Here is a 16934-nt window from a genome sequence, read left to right on the forward strand (position 1 = left end):
CCCATCCCTGTCCCTTTGGGATAGAAACTCTTGAAGTTCGTAGAGTTTTAAGACTTCCTCTCCACGAGGCAGAAGCCAGGGGATTTGCTCCTTGGGTGGGGGGATGTAGAGGACGCCGTCTCGTTCAACCTGGGGCAGGATGGAGAGTTTGCCTCCGTCTTTGACAAGGAAGCCGGGGCTGCCGTTGTGCTCTACCAGGTCAACCAGCCCCTCAAACAGGGCGGTATAAACAGGCTCGGTGTCTGTGCTGGCAGTGTGTATGTTTGGCGCTTCAGCTTCCCCTCGGCGGTATTTGTTGACCAGCTCCCGATAGCCGTCTATGTCTTCCTTCTTCAGCTTAAAGCGGGGCTTGATCTCATAGCTTAGATACGCCTCCGCCTTTGCCCTCTCCATTCGGGCAAGCTTCTTCAAAATAGGCTCAAGTCTTTGGGGAAGCTCGGTCTTGTCCATACTGGGAGGAATGAGGCTCAGTTCGTATTTGATGATGTCCTTGGCGGAGGCAATAAGGCTTTCAAAATCCTCTTTGCGGTGGTCCTTGAAATAATCGTTAAGGTCAAGCCCTGTGGGAAGCTGGATGACCCTTGCCCGCTCCCCGATAAGTCCTCCAATCCTGAGAGCCCCCTCCTCTCCGGCCTTGTCTCCGTCAAGGCAGAGATAGACCGCCTCGCATCGGGAGAACTTTGGTAGGTATTCGGGCTTGAAATTGGATGATCCGAGGATGGCAACGGCGGGATAGCCCGCTTGAACAGCGGAGAGGCAGTCGGGTATCCCCTCGGCGATATATACCGTTTTGCTGGATAGGGCGTCCTCGTTGTAGAGGTAGCGCATCTCTCCCGGAAGGTGCAGATATTTAGGCTCCTGACCGTCAAGGCTTCTGCCTGAGAGATGAACCACCCTGCCTCGCTTGAGGTTAGGGAAGATGACCCGGTGATAGAAATAATCCCTGACCGCTCCTTCTGCCGTTTTTTTAAGAATCCCTGCCTTGAGGCAAAGGTCTAACGGGAATTTCCGCTTATCTATTAGATGCTCCCGCAAGCCTCCATTGGCATAACCTATCTGAAAGCGGGAGATGATCTCCTCGGTAAAGCCCCGCTCCTTGATGAGGTAACTTTTGACCTCCGGGGTAAGGCTCTGGTGGTAAAACATAGCGGTCTCAGTGAGGATGTCATCAATCGTGCGAGTTTCCTTGATGCGTTCCCTGTCTTCTGAGGTTATAGAGGTGAGGGAAATTCCGACCTGACTGGCAAGTTCAGACAAAGCCTCCATAAAGGGCTTATTCTCGTAGAGCTCAAGAAACCGGAAAACATCCCCTCCTATGCCACACCCAAAGCAGTGAAAATACTGACCCTTCGGATTAACGGAAAAACTTGGGGTCTTCTCCTCATGAAAAGGACAAAGGGCTTTATGGTGGCGATCAAGGGCGATACGCTGACCGATAACCTGCATGATGTCGGTCTGTTCTCTCACCCTTTCAATCAAATCCTTAAAATCAAAATCTTTCATCGCTGGGCGGCTCCTTTCCATCATCCCTTGCCCGTTACCCTGTCCACGGTGAACTTATCCTCACCAAGTTGACGGATCATCAAGCCAGTGAAGACCTGGGCGATGTGTTCCCCAACCTCTGTAGAAACATCAATAGCAACTTGTGGCTTTTTCCTACCATCCGAGCTCCCGGGGGAGACACAGTAAGCGGCGCTGATCCTGACCTTAGGCTGACCAAAGGTGCACTCAGCGGCAATGATGGCAAGGGCAAGCTGGGTCTCTATGATTTCCCTGTCTAATCCTTCAGGAAATTTGAATCGGCAAACGGCTGGCATTTCTCGTCCTCCTTATTTGAGCCAAAATTTCTTTCATCACAGGGCATACATACGGAATGTTTTGGAAAAGTGTCGGAGGGTCATTTCAGATAGTCCTCAAGCCCTTCTTTCATAAAGATTGTTCTGATACGCTTTAACTCGTCGTATATGGTGCTTCGGGGGGTCTTGAGATACTCGCTTGCCTCTTTGACAGTAAGCCCCTTCTCGCCAAGCAAAAGGCAGAGCTCTTTTTGTTTGGGGGTAAGCTTCTGGAGAACCTTTGAGAGGTCTATTTTTAGCTGGATTTCCAAGAATCGATTGGGAATGGCATCGCTGATAGTCTGCTCATCAATCTTGTCAATTAGGGCTGGAGAGTCCTCATCGTCTCCTAAAGGCTCATCAAGGGAGACCGTGAGGTGGGCAATCTTTCTTTTGTCCGATTCCCTTTCTCGGACAAGGTCGGTGAGTTTGTTTCGGATGATCCGCCCCATAAAGGTTTTTTGAGACGCCTCCTGTCTGGGGTCGTAATCATCCTTGGCAAAGAACCAGTGAGTAAGGCATTCCTGTAACAGGTCGTCAAAGTCTTCCCGTTCCAGGCATCTCCACTTTCCTTGAAATTCGTTGACCAACTTCTTGGCAACCGCAATCTCCCAATCCTGAAAGAGTCCTCTGTAATTTTGACCCATTGAGACACCTCGCCATTGCGTTTTTGAGGCGTCTCAAATGAGCCTTAATGAAATGATACGAACCCGGAGACCTCGGATAAATCACGGAGGGCTCACGGAGGTTGGGGCAATAGTTGCCTCCGACAGATTGAAAGACTATTCCGTATGTATGCGGCAGGAGGAAAACCTGCCGTGTTCAAAAAGGTTGAAGTTTCATACACAGAGAGAGCAGATGACGGAGAAAGACTAAAGAGGATTACCGAAATCCTTGCGGAAGGGGTCTATGCCTATCTCAAAACGAGTGGGCTCTTGCGGGAAGATATAGAGCGGACAGAGAGGATAAAAAGGCTTCTGGAGAAGGCAAAAGAGGTGGGTAATCAGGCAGAGGAAGAAATTGAGGGAGAAGATTCTTGAAAAATACCTTGATTTCTGAAAAGAATATCTATATAATTATGGATGTATGATGAACCCGTTACTACGGAGGAGAATCCATGAGAAAGACAACGATTGAACTCACCGAGGAACAGTATTTTTACCTTCAGGAGAAGGTGCTGGAGCTCAAGAAGAAAAACGAAAGCGTGTCTATGGCATCTCTGATCAGAGATTTGATTGAAAAAGACAGGCAGGCTTCCACGAAAAAAGGGAAGGCTGGAAAATGAAGAAGTGCGGCTTTGTTATCCGGGTGAGCACGGACAGGCAGGCAAAGAATAAGGAAGGCTCCCTCAAAAACCAGCTTCAAAGACTACGGGCTCATGTGGAATATAAAAATGTGGCCTGCGGGGAGCAGTGGGTTGAGGTTGAGAGGTATATCCTCAAGGCAGTATCCGGCAAAGACTCCTTCCGAAGCAAAGAATTTGCAAGGCTCTTTGAAGATATCCGAATAGGAAAAATCAATACTGTTATCTGCACTGCCCTGGATAGGATCAGTCGGTCCGTCAAGGACTTTCTCAACTTCTTTGAAATCTTAAACAAATACAATGTGGAGTTTGTCTGTCTCAAGCAGAACTACGATACCACCTCCTCCCAGGGAAAGCTCTTTATAACCATCATGATGGCATTGGCGGAGTTTGAGAGGGAGCAGACATCGGAGAGAAACAAAGACGCAACTATGGCAAGGGCGGAAAGGGGGCTGTGGAACGGCGGGCAACTCCTGGGATATGATTTAGACCCCAATAGGAAGGGATACCTTATCCCCAACGAGAAAGAAAAGGCACTTGTCAACTTCGCCTATGATACCTACCTGCAATGCGGCTCAATCCTTGAGACCGCAAAGATAATGAACAAACACGGCTACAGGACGAAGGAATACACCTCACGGAGAGACAAATTTCACCCTGCCGAGGAGTTTTGCTACTCCTCTGTCCAGCACATATTGACAAACTATGCCTATATAGGAAAGAAGGAGATCAACAAGAAGAAAAGGACTGAGGATCAGGAAAAGCTCCCGGAGAGTGAGCGGTATCGGATTGTGGATGCCGTCTGGGAGCCGATTGTAGATGAGGAAAAGTTTTATAGCGTGCAGGCTCTCCTAAAGAAAAACTGCGTCTCGAAACACAACGAGGCAAAGCCTGTCAAACATAACTACATCCTAAACGGTGGGCTTCTCTGGTGCGGGAAGTGCGGGAAGGAGATGGAGGGGCGCTCTGGAACCGGGGCCAGGGGTGTGAGGTATTATTACTACATCTGCAAGAACAAAGAATGCAAGTTCAAGGTGCCTGCCGCTGAAATCGAGGGAGTTGTCCTAAAAAGGATTAGAGAGCTCTCCACCAAAAAAGACATCATGGAGAGCATCATTAAATCCACCAACGAAAAATTGCAGAAGGAACTCCCGGAGTTGAAAGAGCAAAAAACACTCCTCCAGAAGGAGCTTACGGAGATCAAGAATTTTGCCGATGGCATTATGAATAAGTGGGCATCCCTGGCAAGCGAGGACAGCAGTCTTTTCCTCAAAGACAAGCTGGATCAGTTAGGCAAAAGAAGAAAAGAGATTGAGACTGGCATCCAGGCATTAGAAGAGATGATCGAGGAAATAGAAAAGGAGTCCGTCACTCAAGAATTAGTGATGCTTGCCTTGAATAAATTTACGGATGTCTTTGATCACATCCGGCCTTATCAACAGAAGGAACTCTTGAGCCTCGTCCTCCATAAGGCCATCCTTGCCCCGGACAGCATAAAAATAGCCCTATACGGGCGTCCACCCGAAATAGGGCTACTTTCTTTATGTGAATCTGAGATACGCTCTCAGACACCAATCTGGCTCCCCGGGCAGGATTCGAACCTGCAACCCTCCGGTTACAATTGCCTCCGAATTTCTTCGGAGATTGGACTATATCATCTTCCGGCATTGATCTTGTATCAACCCACCAGCCGGAAGTCGGGCGCTTCCCCTAATGCATTCCAAGCATTAGAGTACTCCCTTGCGGGATAGTCTCTGCACCTTCCTCAATCCATAGATTGAGGCTTGGCTCAGGATTGCCTTACACCTTGCGGTAATCAGGTTCCCCTGAATTCACCCGATTTTTCAACCACAGTTACCTGTGGAAGCTGCAACTTTACTTTACAGCCGGATGCTCTACCGTTGAGCTACCGAGGAATAGTCAATTTTCATGTCAGTGCACCAAACGCGCACTTTTAGCATTATAGAGGATATTTTTGAAACTTTCAAGCACACCCTCGACACTTCTCACCAGCTAAATCTGGGTGCTTGGAAGCCTCCCAACCTATTTTTAAATCCTCAAAACAAGTTATTAAACTGGCTGAAAGCTTCGTGTATAATATGTGGAGCAGACTATTGGATTGACAAGAGTTAGCAGAGAAAAATCAATGCGCTTTAAGTTATCAAAATACCGCAGAATAATTCAAGCGTTCTTCTTGGTGCTCTTTCTAATATTATTGGTGATCGCGGCAAGGCCGATTACCTTACCGTTTCCGGCACAGCTCTTTCTCTCCTCTGACCCGCTGATCGCTCTGACTGCAGTTCTAGCCGGCCTGCCACTGGTAACAGCCCTATTGTATTCCTTAATCACGCTTATCGTAACCTTCCTTTTCGGCCGAATCTTCTGCGGATACGCATGCCCAATGGGCACGTTTATAGACCTTTTCTCCCCGCTTGCCAAGCTTCTTAATATAGACCAGAAAGCGTTCAGAAAGCTTAAGACCGTGCCTTTAGCCATGCTAGCAATAGTTCTTATAATGAGTGCTTTGAAAGTTAACATCCTGATGATTCTTGACCCGATATCGCTTCTTACCCGAACAATGACAGTTACGGTCTTCCCCGCACTTAATTTTATAATTACGAAAGCAAGCATCGGATTATATAAATCCGATGCACTGGCCAGTGGGGTTGATAGCACAATGAAAGCACTGAACGGAGTGCTTGTCTACAGCAACGGAAAGTCTTTGGATTCGTCACAATGGATAATACTTATTTTTATCTCTGTTGTTAGCTTAAATGTGTTGGGCAAAAGGTTTTGGTGCCGGTACTTGTGCCCGCTTGGAGGCCTGCTTGGCCTCATCGGAAGAATACCGCTATATAGACGGAAGGTCGAAGCCGATGCCTGCGCTGGGTGCTTGGATTGCGCTACGGTCTGCGAGATGGATGCTGTTGCAGGCGATGGAGATGCAACTGACACCGCAAGCTGTGTCCTGTGCTTAAAATGCAGAGACGAGTGTCCGCAGGATGCGATATCCTGGGGATTAAAGCCCGAACTTGTGATGGAGATGCCGTCACGAAGGTTGGCCCTTGCAGCAATAGGTACAAGCATTGCCACAGCTTACCTAGTCCCTCTTAAGGCCGCGGCAGCAGAAGCAAAACAGACTTTAATTAGGCCCCCCGGCGTATCAAACGAAGATGAGTTCTTAAATAAGTGTGTACGGTGCGGAGAATGCCTTAAGGCATGCCCAACTAACGTGCTTCAACCATCGCTGCTTCAATACGGACTCGAAGCGCTGTGGACCCCACACCTGGACTTTAGCCGGGGCTCCTGCGACTGGTCATGTAACGCATGTGGAAGAGTATGCCCAACCGGTGCGATACAAAACCTCACGCTTAAAGAAAAACAAAAATTCGTCATTGGAAGGGCCGAGATAGACCGCAGCAGGTGCTACCCATGGATAGCCGGGCACGGCTGTAAGGTTTGCTACGACCTGTGCCCGCTCCCGGAAAAGGCAGTTATCTTAAAAGATACAGGACGATACGATAATAGCGGTATACGGATCGTTCTTCCATATATGGTAAGGGACAAATGTATCGGCTGCGGAATATGTGAGAGCGAGTGCCCCGTGCCTAAGAAGAAGGCAGTCTATGTCTTTCACCCAAGTGTAAAAAATCCCTATCCAAATAATAAGATGATGGAATTACACGTTAATATGCAAAAATCCTAAGAATTATTGTGGGTAAGCAACGAGGGTAAACATGTTTGATACTATATAGATCCCTCTACCCTCAACCTACTCCAAATAATCCCTCAGCTTTGCGCTGCGGTTTGGATGGCGAAGCTTACTAAGCGTCTTGGATTCGATTTGTCTAATGCGCTCACGCGTCACGCCAAATACCCGGCCTACTTCCTCAAGCGTCCTTGGGTGGCCATCGATCAGACCAAAGCGAAGCTCGATAACCCTGCGTTCGCGCTCGGATAGCGTATCGAGAACTTCCTGCAGCTGCTCCTGGAGCAGTGAAAATGATGCTGCATCCGCTGGCACTTCGGCCTCTTGATCCTCGATGAAGTCGCCAAGCTGGCTGTCCTCTTCTTCGCCGATCGGCGTTTCAAGGGATACCGGCTCCTGCGAGATCTTCAGTATCTCACGGACCTTCTCGGGTGTGAGACCCATTTCCTCTGCTATTTCCTCAGGAGTGGGTTCGCGCCCAAGTTCCTGCAGGAGCTGCCTTTGAATCCTTATCAATTTATTGATAGTCTCGACCATATGGACAGGGATACGGATAGTTCTTGCCTGGTCGGCAATTGCACGGGTAATCGCCTGGCGAATCCACCAGGTTGCATATGTGCTGAATTTATATCCTTTCCGATAATCAAATTTCTCAACGGCGCGGATAAGGCCAAGATTGCCCTCCTGGATTAGGTCAAGAAAAAGCATTCCCCGACCGACGTATCTTTTCGCGATGCTGACAACCAGTCTTAAGTTTGCTTCAACAAGCTTTTTCTTAGCAGCCATTCCGTCGCGCTCAATTCTACGAAGCTTTCTTATCTCCTCTCGCGAGAGCTTTGCTTCTTCTTTTTCGAGCTTGGCCGCTGCTTTTTCACCAGCTTCTATCCTCTTAGCCAGTTCGACTTCTTCCTCGGCTGTAAGAAGCGGTACTTTACCGATCTCCTTCAGGTACATGCGCACCGGATCATTGGTTGGTGCCTTAACGGACAAGTCTATATTCCTGATCTCTTCCTCAGTAACTTCCTCTTCCTCTTCAGGCACAACCCCTACTTCTTCGCTATTAAGATCAACATCCAACCCATCCTCGACTGTGCCGTCATCGCTTGTATCAATGATCTCAACACCAATATTAAATAGGTAGGTATAGATGTTATCTATTTGTTCACTGGTAAGATCAAGCGATTCGAGAGCGCTGCCTATTTCATCGGATGTTAGGACGCCCTTTTCCTGCCCCATCGAGACCAGTTGCTTAACCTCTGAAATTTCAAGCTCGTTAATGCGGGTATTCAAACTCGACTTTCCTCCATTCAAACTACGGTTCCCTCTTGACGAAGATCCCGCCTTTTTGCTTCAAGAGTTATTAATTCCTCAAATAATGCATCGTAATGCGTTTTATTTTCTTGAGACGTAAATGATTGAAGTTCAGCCTTCAATCTATTAATTTGACGTCTATAGTGAAAATCCTTGAGCGTTATCAAAATATCCTTAAAATATTTTGGTAAATTCTCTTCTTCATACTCAGGCTCGGCCAGCAGCAATTCCGTTGCTTTTGAAGCCAGTCGCCTGTCAAGATTATCCAGCACGCCCGCATCAAATGTACCCGCCCCCAGGTCCTTTAAAACTGTAAAAAGCTGGGCGTGAGCTGGAAAAACAAAGTAGCTCTCATCCATGTCTGCCGGTATTATCTTTCTTATCTCGGGATATTTTATTGCTAAGTGAAGGAATGATTGTTCCGTCTTTTCCTGCGGATCTAGCGCTGCTGCCCGTGCTTCACCTCGAATTACGGAAGTTTTCTTGTATATAGCGTTATACTTAACTGTAAGAGCATCTTCGCTAAGGCCAAGCCGTTGCGCTACTCTGCTAAGGTACTCTTTCTGTGTTGCTGGATTATCCAGCGTTGCTATTAGTTTAAAACAAGCCAGCGCGGCCTGCTCTTTTTGCCGAACCTCAATGATATTATACTTATTGATCTCTCTAGTCAAGTAAAAATCAAAGAATGGCTCGGCAGATTTTACAAGCTCGTGGAACGGTTGGCCGCCTCTCAAAGCTATAAAATCTGCAGGATCAAGGCCCTGCGGCAGCACAATTACTCTTACATCCAACCCCGAAGAGCTTTTCCGTTCCAAATCCTTTAACGCCTCCATTTTGGGGAGCCTGAATTCCGAAAGGTAAGATCCAGCGCTCTCAGCAGCTTTTATTCCTGCACTATCGGCATCAAATACCAGGACTACTCGCTCAGCAAACCTCTTTAAAAGCTCGATATGCTCAGCTGTAAAAGCGGTTCCAAGTGTGGCTACCACGTTATTTATCCCCGCTTGCGCCAGCGCTATGACATCGGTATATCCCTCAACAACTATAACGGTGCCCTTTCGAACTATGTCATTTTTTGCTAGGTGAAGCCCGTAAAGTACCGCGCTTTTGTGGTAAACTGGGGTTTCTGGCGAGTTGAGATATTTAGGCTCTTCAGCGCCCAAAACCCGACCACCAAAAGCAATTATTCTTCCCCTTGTATCGGCAATGGGGAAGATAAGCCTACCACGAAAGCGATCATAATAGCCCTTCGAGCCTTTAATAATAAGGCCCGCCTCAAGAAGCTCTTCCTTTGAGAAACCCTTTTTTGTAAGGTATCTATCAAGAGAGCTCCAAGTTTGAGGAGCTAAACCAAGCCCATATCTAGATACAATATCGTCATTTAAGCCTCTATTCTTTAAATACGTTCGCCCGCGTTCTCCTTCATGTGTTTCATGTAAAATATATTGGTAAAAACGCTGTGCTAAGCGATTTGCCTCCATAATCCGGTTAATTTTAGAAGTTTCCTTTTTCTTTGTGGACTCGTAATTTATTTTGTAGCCAATGCGGTCCGCAAGGGTCTCAACAGCTTCAGTAAAATCGAGATGTTCAACCTTCATTATAAACGAGAAAACATTTCCCCCTTCGCCGCAGCCAAAGCAATGATAGAGCTGCATGGCTGGATCAACCTTAAATGAAGGGGTCTTTTCCTGGTGAAATGGACAAATCCCCCAGAAAAGCTTGCCCTTTTTCTTTAAAGCAACGTATTCAGATACGACATCAACAAGATCGCTGTGCTCTCGCACAATACTTATATCTTCTTCTTTTATCCGACCCTTATAATTAGAATTAGCCATTGTTCACCGATTCACCGATTCACCGATTCACAGCTTTTCATACCATCCAAACCTGAGGAACGAAATATTCCTCGAATGCTTTGATTGCGTAACGATCAGTCATACCGGCTACGTAGTCGCACACCTTAATTGGAAGCTCCTCCTCCCCTGATGGCTGAAAATCAGGCGGGAGGAGTTCGGGCTTTTCTAAGAACAGGAAAAAAAGGCTTCTTATTACGTTTTTAGCCTTGTCGTTCTCTGACTTTGCGGCCGAGCCTAAGTAAACATGCTCAAATAGAAACTCTCTTAGCTCTAGCATCGCATTCATAAACTCCGGACTCATCTCTATAGTAGCCTTCCCCCTGCTATATTCGACCAAGTTGCAGACCATGTTGTTGATGCGAAGTCCATGATGCTTTCCCAAAATGCTGGTGAGCCTGGCCGGAATATCCTCAACGCTTAAAATGCCCGCCCTTATCGCATCGTCTATGTCGTGATTTATATAAGCAATTCGATCCGCGATTTTTACCACTCTGCCTTCCAATGTTTCCGGATCGCATTCACCGGTGTGATTAAGTATGCCATCCCGTACTTCCCAGGTAAGATTGAGGCCCTTGCCGTCGTACTCGATGACATCAACAACCCGCAAACTCTGCTCGTTGTGATGGAAATGCCCCGGTGCTCCCCGGTATCCGCTATCTCTCAGCTCCCTGAAAATTTCATCTATCGCCTTCTCACCGACATGGCCAAACGGGGTATGGCCTAGGTCATGTCCCAGAGCGATAGCCTCAGTTAAATCCTCGTTCAAACGAAGTGCCCTTGCTATAGTTCTCGATATCTGGCTTACCTCAAGGGTATGTGTGAGACGTGTCCGATAATGGTCCCCTTCTGGAGCCAAAAATACCTGGGTCTTGTTGATAAGCCGCCTGAACGCTTTTGAGTGGATTATGCGGTCGCGATCGCGCTGGTAACAGGTACGCAAAGGACACGGTTCAATAGGTTTTTCCCGGCCTTTAGTATCAACACTTCGTTTTGCATTTTGTGCAAGCTGCTCCTTTTCCTGCTGCTCATATAATTGTCTTGGCGTCGCTTTATCCTGTTTCATATAGTTTTCTCGTTCCTCGAAAAAGTTTCCCAGTTATCAGCCTATTACTTACATTCCTCGACTAGCCGTATCCCGACAACGCGGGCACTTTTTATTGCCTCCACATCCTTGTCTGCGGGCTTTTGAGCGCAAACACCGTGGTGGCCAATAGTTTCTGACACCGAAGAATCGGATACCACCGTCATCCCATGAACCATCATAATATCGTGCAGAGCCCTTATTGTTGTTTCCTGGCCCCCGAAACGCGATGACCCGACTGTAACGGCTGCACCCACCTTACCGGCGAAGGCTTTCCTTTTCCTATAAGCCCTGCTCTTATCAAAAATTGCCTTTAATTGGGCCGACACAGTACCGAAGTATACGGGGCTCCCGAGCACTATCGCATCGGCCCGCGCTAACTTATCAAAAGCCTCCTCAAGCAAGGTATCTTCGTAGCAGCTCTCGTTACAGGGTGAGCTGCACGCATCGCAATAAGGCTTCTCCTGCCCCTCCAATATATTCATGGAGTGCAGCAGCTCTGTCTTAGCCCCGACTTTCTCAGCCGATTTTAAGACCTCCTTTAATAAGAAAGCCGTATTCCCATCCTCGTTAGGACTTCCGTTAATAGCAACCACAAATATTTCTTTCATAACATCACCTCAAAATCCCAGTGCTTAGGGTCAGAATCCAGAAGGAATATCGGAAATTCAAAGGCCCGTCAATATACCAAGATACCATTTTACACTTTATCGTATAATTGTATTCTGCAAATAACCATTTTTTTCCTGCTATTGGCAAAATTATTTCTAAGGAATATTTAAGGCACTTGCCGTTTTCTTTTCCAGTCCCTTGCTTCAGGTTTTTATCAAGAAGCCCTTCACTAAGCCTCTCACCTGTGCTATCGTAAAAAAGCATATTTTTCTGGATGCGGAGTAAGGTATGGCGACTTTTGATTTTCACGCACACGTTTATGCTGCGGATATCGCCGAGAAGCTTATCAGCAGGATGGAGGAAATTTATGGCGTTAAGCGCGCGCATAACGCTGTAGTCGAGGATGTTTTAGAATCGGCAGCAGCCGCAGGAATTGATAGAATAGTAGTACTATCTGTGGCCAACCGCCCGGAGCATATTCGCTTTAATGATTGGTATGCCGAGCTGGGGAAAAAATATGACAATATAATACCGTTCGGATCCATCCATATTGAAAACGATCCTTCTGAACTCGACCGCTTCCCAAAGCTAGGACTAAAAGGTATAAAAATACAGCCAAACGCCCAAAAATTCTATCCGGATGACGTACGCATGTTTCCGATATATGAGCGAGCAAGTAAACTCGGTCTGATCGTTTCTTTTCACTGCGGCGATGAACAGGGCGGCGTTAAAGGGGTTTTCAGCCACCCTAAAAACTTTGTGAAAATCGTGCGCTCCTTTCCTGATTTAAAGATTGTGCTCAATCACTTCGGCGGCTATATGCAGTGGGAACATATCGACCCGCTGATAGGTTTTGAAAATGTATATTTCGATACAGCCTTTTTACCGAGGATGATTGACGATGCCCTCTTTATATCTTTGGCTGAGAGGATCGGTTTTGACCATATTATTTTTGGAACGGATTTTCCTTTTAAGGACCATAAAGCTGAACGTGAATACATAGAACATCTCTTTGGCAACGATTTAGCCCGCAAATTTATGAGCGGCAACCCCTCTCGGCTCCTAGGTCTTTAAGCATTCTCTTGTTTTATAAGCTAAAAATATTTTACCAGTATATCCACTAATTAGCCTCTCGTAGACTATGCCAATGGTCTTTCTTTCTGGGTAAGAATAGGTCAGGTCTGTTGTTGATATCTTTAACCAAACCACACCTACCGGGAGGCTAACGTGAAGTATGACATAATTTTTATCCATGCACCCAGCATATTTGATTTCAGGGAAAAGCCTATCCTATCGGGGCCAATTAGCGATGTAGTTCCCTCGACAACTATGTTTGAGATGTATCCCGTAGGATTCGTAACTCTCTCGGATTATCTTGAAAAAAAGGGTTTTAGAACACGAATTGCCAACATAGCAATAAGAATGCTAACTCAACCTAAATTTAACGTAGAGAGATTCATTCAATCCCTTGATGCAAACATTTTTGGGTTTGACCTTCACTGGCTCATGCATGCTCAGGGCTCGGTAGAGCTGGCAAAGCTGGTTAAAAAGCATCATCCCAATACACCGATTATCTTTGGCGGCCTCTCATCAACCTACTTCCATGAGGAGCTTATCCGCTATCCGCAGGTGGATATGGTCATGAAGGGTGACTCAACAGAAGAGCCGATGAGGATTCTTCTTGATATCCTAAAGAAAGGCGGGGGCGGCGATCTGTCTCAGGTTCCAAACCTGACATGGAAGGACAGAGCCGGGGTGATTCATTCCCAGCCGATAACATATGTTCCGGAAAGACTCACCGACTCGCACATAAACTATGCAAGAGTTATTAAATCTGCCATTAGAAATAGGGATATAAGAAGTTATCTTCCTTTTAAAGATTTCTTAAGATACCCTATAGTTGCATTGCTTACGTGTAGGGGCTGCTCTAATAATTGCTCCATTTGCGGTGGCTCAAGGTTTGCATATACTAAGTTTTACAACCGGCCAAATATCGCCATGATGGACCCAGAGAGGCTGGCGTTTGATATTGCCGACGCGGCAAGTTATTTTGCTGGACCGGTGGTCCTTGTAGGCGACCTTCAGGCTGGGGGACTGGAGTACGTAGACAGGTTCCTGGACACACTATCCCGCTATAAATTTAAAAACATGGTTGTATTTGAGTTCTGGGACCTTCCGCCAAAGGAATTTTACGAAAAGGTTTCAAAATCTTTAAGCAACTGGAGCTTTGAGATATCGTGCGAATCTCAAGACCCGATAATTCGCAGGAAGTTTGGTAAGGCAAACTACACTAACGAAGAGCTTAAGCAAGCTATCAACGACGGATTGAATGCCGGAGCAAAGAGAGCGGATGTCTACTTGTTTATGGGTATTCCCTTTCAAACTAGAGAATCAATACTTGAGATACCCGAATTTGCCGAGTATCTCTACGATAGTTTGGATGTCGAAGCTAACCGGCTAGTATTTCTTGCAGCCCCTCTAGCCCCATATGTTGACCCGGGAAGCCTCGCCTTTGAGAGACCATCACACTATGGATACAGAATAGTAAGAAGGACGCTTGCTGAGCATATAGAAGGTATGGTTGCTCCGTCATGGAAGTACGGATTGAACTACGAAAGCGACTATATAGATAGAGACAGTTTCGTGAAGGCAACCTATGAGTGCGCACTTAGGTTAAACGAGATTAAAAGAGCAAAAGGCGCGATAAGCAAAAGTAATGCCGAGCACGTAGAAAGAAATATTATTGAGGCCGTTTATATCATGGATAAAATAGATGAGATATACAATTCAAGACTCTCTCCGCAAGAAAAAGAAGTTAAATACTTCGAGCTAAAAAACGAGATGGCCTCACATTCGATGTCTACTGTTTGCGAAAAGAGAGAGCTTGAATGGAGCGTGCCCGCACTAAGGAAGTTTAAGATTAGAGGCCTAATTAAAGCTATGCTATTAAAATAGTGTTCATGGTCTTAAAGTATCTAAAGTACCAATACTGCAAGGTGCCAAAGTTGAAGAAAAAAGGCATTGGTGCTTTGGCGCCTCCAAATTTTGGCGCCTTCTAAGCCTAAAACACACCAAAGATTTCTCTGCCTGCACCTATCGCATCGAGGCGTAATTGGTATGCCAGAGATATCTCTGCGTGGGCAGAGAAACCACATCTCTTGCATGGGTTTTTTTCAGGTGTGCGATTTTTAAGATAGCAGCCTTGGATATACGTTCCGTCGGGATCGATATCTGCAACCATCCATGGTTCGCAAGACCAATTGTTTGCCTTTAGGGCCTCCAGGCACGATACCGAATTCACTAAAGGATAACCCTGCCTTTTTAGGCTTATGAGCTCATCTAAAACTGCAGCCCGCTTCTCCCAAGGGAGCCAGAGGTCTTCGCTTTCCGGATATGGGTAGAAGAATTGAATCGTTATACCCCTTACTAGGGGTTCTAATAGCCTAACCAGATTGGTAACCTCAAAATAGTTTAAACGGTTGATAGTGATATGTGCAAATACTTTAGGGTGTCTTGACCTTTTTATATTTTCGATGGCACAGTCAAATGAGTTACTACGCAACTTATCGTGCGTCTTCTTTAACCCATCGATACTTACCCAGACTATGTCCGGCTTTATATCTATGGGAAGTGTACCGTTAGTCGTAACCCCAACGCTGAAGAAATACCGCCTCGCCCGGTCAATGACATCTGATATGTTACGGGCACCATCTCTCCATAGCAGAGGCTCGCCCCCTTCAAAAACTACTATCCGCACGCCCTGTTGGTACAGCTCAGGCAGAAACCGCCTTATCTGGGCCCATTTAAGATCCGGCATCGTCTTGCGCCAGTAAGGGCACTGTGCGCACCTTAAAGTACACCTGTGCGTCAGCTTTATGCCTGCAAGAAGCGGTCGCTTAGCACCAAAATACCGTGCTCCAGCGAAGTAATGGACAAGGTATGCCCCGCGTGATAGCCTCTCTGCAGCCCCAAGCTTCTCCACCTGCCCCACCTCTTTCAAGCACGGCAAAACAGATATAACTTATTATTTACCCAGATAAGTAAGACAATCACGCAGATAAACGATACATTCTGTAAGAACCGATATAAGTAAGATTGCTGTCAGAACAGTCTATTTCCGTAACGAATAAAGACTGCCGCCAATGAAATAAATTGAATTGCCCGATACCACCGGCGAGGAAATGCCCCCATCTTTTGCTTCTGCTACTTTAAATTCCCACTTCCGCCGCCCGGTTTGCGCATCCAGCGCATAGAACCTATCGGAGCCAAAGTAAACCGTCCCAGTAGTTACTGCCGGTGACGAGTCGTAACCTACAGGCGATTTACTCTCAAACGCCCATTTCAGAACACCGGTCTTTGCGTCGATAGCGCAAAGACGCCCGTTCCAGCTGCTGCAGTAAACAACGCCGTTGTTAACCGCTGGTGCGGATGTAACCTCGCTTCCCATATCGAATTTCCAGTGCCGTTTCCCCTTCTTTGCACCAACAGCATATAGGTAGTGATCCCAGCTTCCAAAATAGACTATCCCATCGGAGATAACGGGAGAATCAACAATTCCACCTGTTTTAATCGACCAAACTTTAAAACCAGATTTAAGGTCTAGCGCGTATAGACGTTTATCTGTCCCGCCAAAATAAACTTTGCCGTCGTAGACAGCTGGGGACGAGTAGATCGGTTTTGTGGTTTCAAAAGACCACTTTAACTGGCCTGTTTTAGCATCAACTGCATAAAAACGGTTGTCTGCACATCCAAAATAAATCGTCCCATCTGCCGCTGCAGGCTTCGAGCTTACTTCGTGTCCTATCTTGTAATACCAGAGCCCCTTGCTGGTCTTAGCGTCTATAGCATAGATGCCGTCAAAGCTTCCTATATAGATAACACCGTTATAAATGGTAGGTGTAGTAATGGCCAGCGACTCGTTCTTAATCTTCCATTTTTCCTTACCATCCCTGGCATCTATAGCATAAAGACCATCCGGACCCCGCAAGTAGATCACTCCGTCAGCAATACCAGGCGAGTAGTTGAGCCAGCCAAGTGACTTATAACTAGACACCGATATGCTAGCTTTCCACTTTACCCTACTTGGTTTTGCTTTGGGTTCTTTGGGTTTGCCGAATATGCCACAACCTGAAGCAAAAAGCATTAGGACAAGAAAGAGTGATATTATCCTGTGAGTAATTTTCATGTTTAAATAATATTGAATATCCAATAGGGGGTAAAGAGATAT

General features: G+C 46.5%; 16 protein-coding genes. 6 read left to right on the plus strand and 10 right to left on the minus strand.

Features of this window, described 5'->3' with window-relative positions:
• The 3 genes from K6T91_02445 to K6T91_02455 all read right to left on the minus strand — a co-directional run.
• Positions 1-1527: toprim domain-containing protein (locus tag K6T91_02445; GenBank protein ID MCL6471653.1), on the minus strand; the 1527-nt coding region annotated here is incomplete at its 3' end.
• Positions 1524-1817, minus strand: a complete 294-nt coding sequence (locus K6T91_02450) for a hypothetical protein (protein MCL6471654.1) — start codon at positions 1815-1817, stop codon at positions 1524-1526. The genes K6T91_02445 and K6T91_02450, both read right to left, overlap by 4 nt.
• Positions 1818-1897: 80 nt before the next feature.
• Positions 1898-2482 carry a sigma-70 family RNA polymerase sigma factor gene (locus tag K6T91_02455; protein MCL6471655.1) on the minus strand — a complete coding sequence of 195 codons (585 nt, stop codon included), beginning with the start codon at positions 2480-2482 and terminating at the stop codon, positions 1898-1900.
• A gap of 171 nt (positions 2483-2653) precedes the next feature.
• On the opposite strand from K6T91_02455, the gene K6T91_02460 reads away from it, so the two are divergent.
• The 4 genes from K6T91_02460 to K6T91_02475 all read left to right on the plus strand — a co-directional run bounded on the left by K6T91_02460 (position 2654) and on the right by K6T91_02475 (position 6844).
• The gene (locus K6T91_02460; GenBank protein MCL6471656.1) at positions 2654-2875 is read left to right on the plus strand and encodes a hypothetical protein; all 222 of its coding nucleotides are present in this window, start codon (positions 2654-2656) and stop codon (positions 2873-2875) included.
• Positions 2876-2952: 77 nt separating this feature from the next.
• Positions 2953-3120 (plus strand): hypothetical protein, encoded by a 168-nt coding sequence (locus K6T91_02465; protein ID MCL6471657.1) that lies wholly within the window; start codon positions 2953-2955, stop codon positions 3118-3120.
• Positions 3117-4889 (plus strand): recombinase family protein, encoded by a 1773-nt coding sequence (locus K6T91_02470; protein MCL6471658.1) that lies wholly within the window; start codon positions 3117-3119, stop codon positions 4887-4889. The genes K6T91_02465 and K6T91_02470 overlap by 4 nt, the downstream gene beginning before the upstream one ends.
• A 368-nt stretch (positions 4890-5257) precedes the next feature.
• Positions 5258-6844 carry a 4Fe-4S binding protein gene (locus K6T91_02475; GenBank protein MCL6471659.1) on the plus strand — a complete coding sequence of 529 codons (1587 nt, stop codon included), beginning with the start codon at positions 5258-5260 and terminating at the stop codon, positions 6842-6844.
• 66 nt (positions 6845-6910) lie between these two features.
• On the opposite strand, the gene rpoD is transcribed toward K6T91_02475, so the two are convergent.
• Genes rpoD through K6T91_02500 form a run of 5 tightly spaced genes read right to left on the minus strand, consistent with a single transcriptional unit; the run spans position 6911 to position 11971 of the window.
• Positions 6911-8110 (minus strand): RNA polymerase sigma factor RpoD, encoded by a 1200-nt coding sequence (gene rpoD, locus K6T91_02480; protein ID MCL6471660.1) that lies wholly within the window; start codon positions 8108-8110, stop codon positions 6911-6913.
• A gap of 44 nt (positions 8111-8154) precedes the next feature.
• Complete coding sequence (gene dnaG / locus K6T91_02485; GenBank protein MCL6471661.1) at positions 8155-9993, minus strand: DNA primase; 1839 nt, start codon at positions 9991-9993, stop codon at positions 8155-8157.
• Between the two features lie 37 nt (positions 9994-10030).
• A complete protein-coding gene (locus K6T91_02490) occupies positions 10031-11077 on the minus strand; it encodes a deoxyguanosinetriphosphate triphosphohydrolase (GenBank protein MCL6471662.1) in 1047 nt (348 codons plus the stop codon).
• A 44-nt stretch (positions 11078-11121) separates the two neighbouring features.
• Complete coding sequence (locus K6T91_02495; GenBank protein MCL6471663.1) at positions 11122-11697, minus strand: flavodoxin family protein; 576 nt, start codon at positions 11695-11697, stop codon at positions 11122-11124.
• Positions 11698-11710: 13 nt separating this feature from the next.
• Positions 11711-11971: a hypothetical protein gene (locus K6T91_02500; GenBank protein MCL6471664.1), complete on the minus strand. Its 261-nt coding sequence runs from the start codon at positions 11969-11971 to the stop codon at positions 11711-11713.
• Positions 11972-11995: 24 nt separating this feature from the next.
• On the opposite strand from K6T91_02500, the gene K6T91_02505 reads away from it, so the two are divergent.
• Together K6T91_02505 and K6T91_02510 are read left to right on the plus strand one after the other, a co-directional pair.
• Positions 11996-12781: an amidohydrolase gene (locus K6T91_02505; GenBank protein ID MCL6471665.1), complete on the plus strand. Its 786-nt coding sequence runs from the start codon at positions 11996-11998 to the stop codon at positions 12779-12781.
• A gap of 153 nt (positions 12782-12934) precedes the next feature.
• Positions 12935-14662: a TIGR04190 family B12-binding domain/radical SAM domain protein gene (locus K6T91_02510; protein MCL6471666.1), complete on the plus strand. Its 1728-nt coding sequence runs from the start codon at positions 12935-12937 to the stop codon at positions 14660-14662.
• 106 nt (positions 14663-14768) lie between these two features.
• On the opposite strand, the gene K6T91_02515 is transcribed toward K6T91_02510, so the two are convergent.
• Together K6T91_02515 and K6T91_02520 are read right to left on the minus strand one after the other, a co-directional pair.
• A complete protein-coding gene (locus K6T91_02515) occupies positions 14769-15689 on the minus strand; it encodes a DUF3463 domain-containing protein (GenBank protein ID MCL6471667.1) in 921 nt (306 codons plus the stop codon).
• A gap of 129 nt (positions 15690-15818) precedes the next feature.
• Positions 15819-16760: a PQQ-like beta-propeller repeat protein gene (locus K6T91_02520; protein ID MCL6471668.1), complete on the minus strand. Its 942-nt coding sequence runs from the start codon at positions 16758-16760 to the stop codon at positions 15819-15821.
• Between the last annotated feature and the right edge of the window lie 174 nt (positions 16761-16934).

The organism is Bacillota bacterium (assembly GCA_023511485.1).
In the GTDB taxonomy this organism is placed as follows: domain Bacteria; phylum Actinomycetota; class Aquicultoria; order Aquicultorales; family Aquicultoraceae; genus CADDYS01.

What these genes read in the sequence shown, in the direction of transcription:
- K6T91_02450 (MCL6471654.1), bottom strand. Translation starts at nt 1,817, where the DNA reads ATGCCAGCCGTTTGCCGATTCAAATTTCCTGAAGGATTAGACAGGGAA.
- K6T91_02455 (MCL6471655.1), bottom strand. Translation starts at nt 2,482, where the DNA reads ATGGGTCAAAATTACAGAGGACTCTTTCAGGATTGGGAGATTGCGGTT.
- K6T91_02465 (MCL6471657.1), top strand. Translation starts at nt 2,953, where the DNA reads ATGAGAAAGACAACGATTGAACTCACCGAGGAACAGTATTTTTACCTT.
- K6T91_02470 (MCL6471658.1), top strand. Translation starts at nt 3,117, where the DNA reads ATGAAGAAGTGCGGCTTTGTTATCCGGGTGAGCACGGACAGGCAGGCA.
- dnaG (MCL6471661.1), bottom strand. Translation starts at nt 9,993, where the DNA reads ATGGCTAATTCTAATTATAAGGGTCGGATAAAAGAAGAAGATATAAGT.
- K6T91_02490 (MCL6471662.1), bottom strand. Translation starts at nt 11,077, where the DNA reads ATGAAACAGGATAAAGCGACGCCAAGACAATTATATGAGCAGCAGGAA.
- K6T91_02500 (MCL6471664.1), bottom strand. Translation starts at nt 11,971, where the DNA reads ATGCTTTTTTACGATAGCACAGGTGAGAGGCTTAGTGAAGGGCTTCTT.
- K6T91_02505 (MCL6471665.1), top strand. Translation starts at nt 11,996, where the DNA reads ATGGCGACTTTTGATTTTCACGCACACGTTTATGCTGCGGATATCGCC.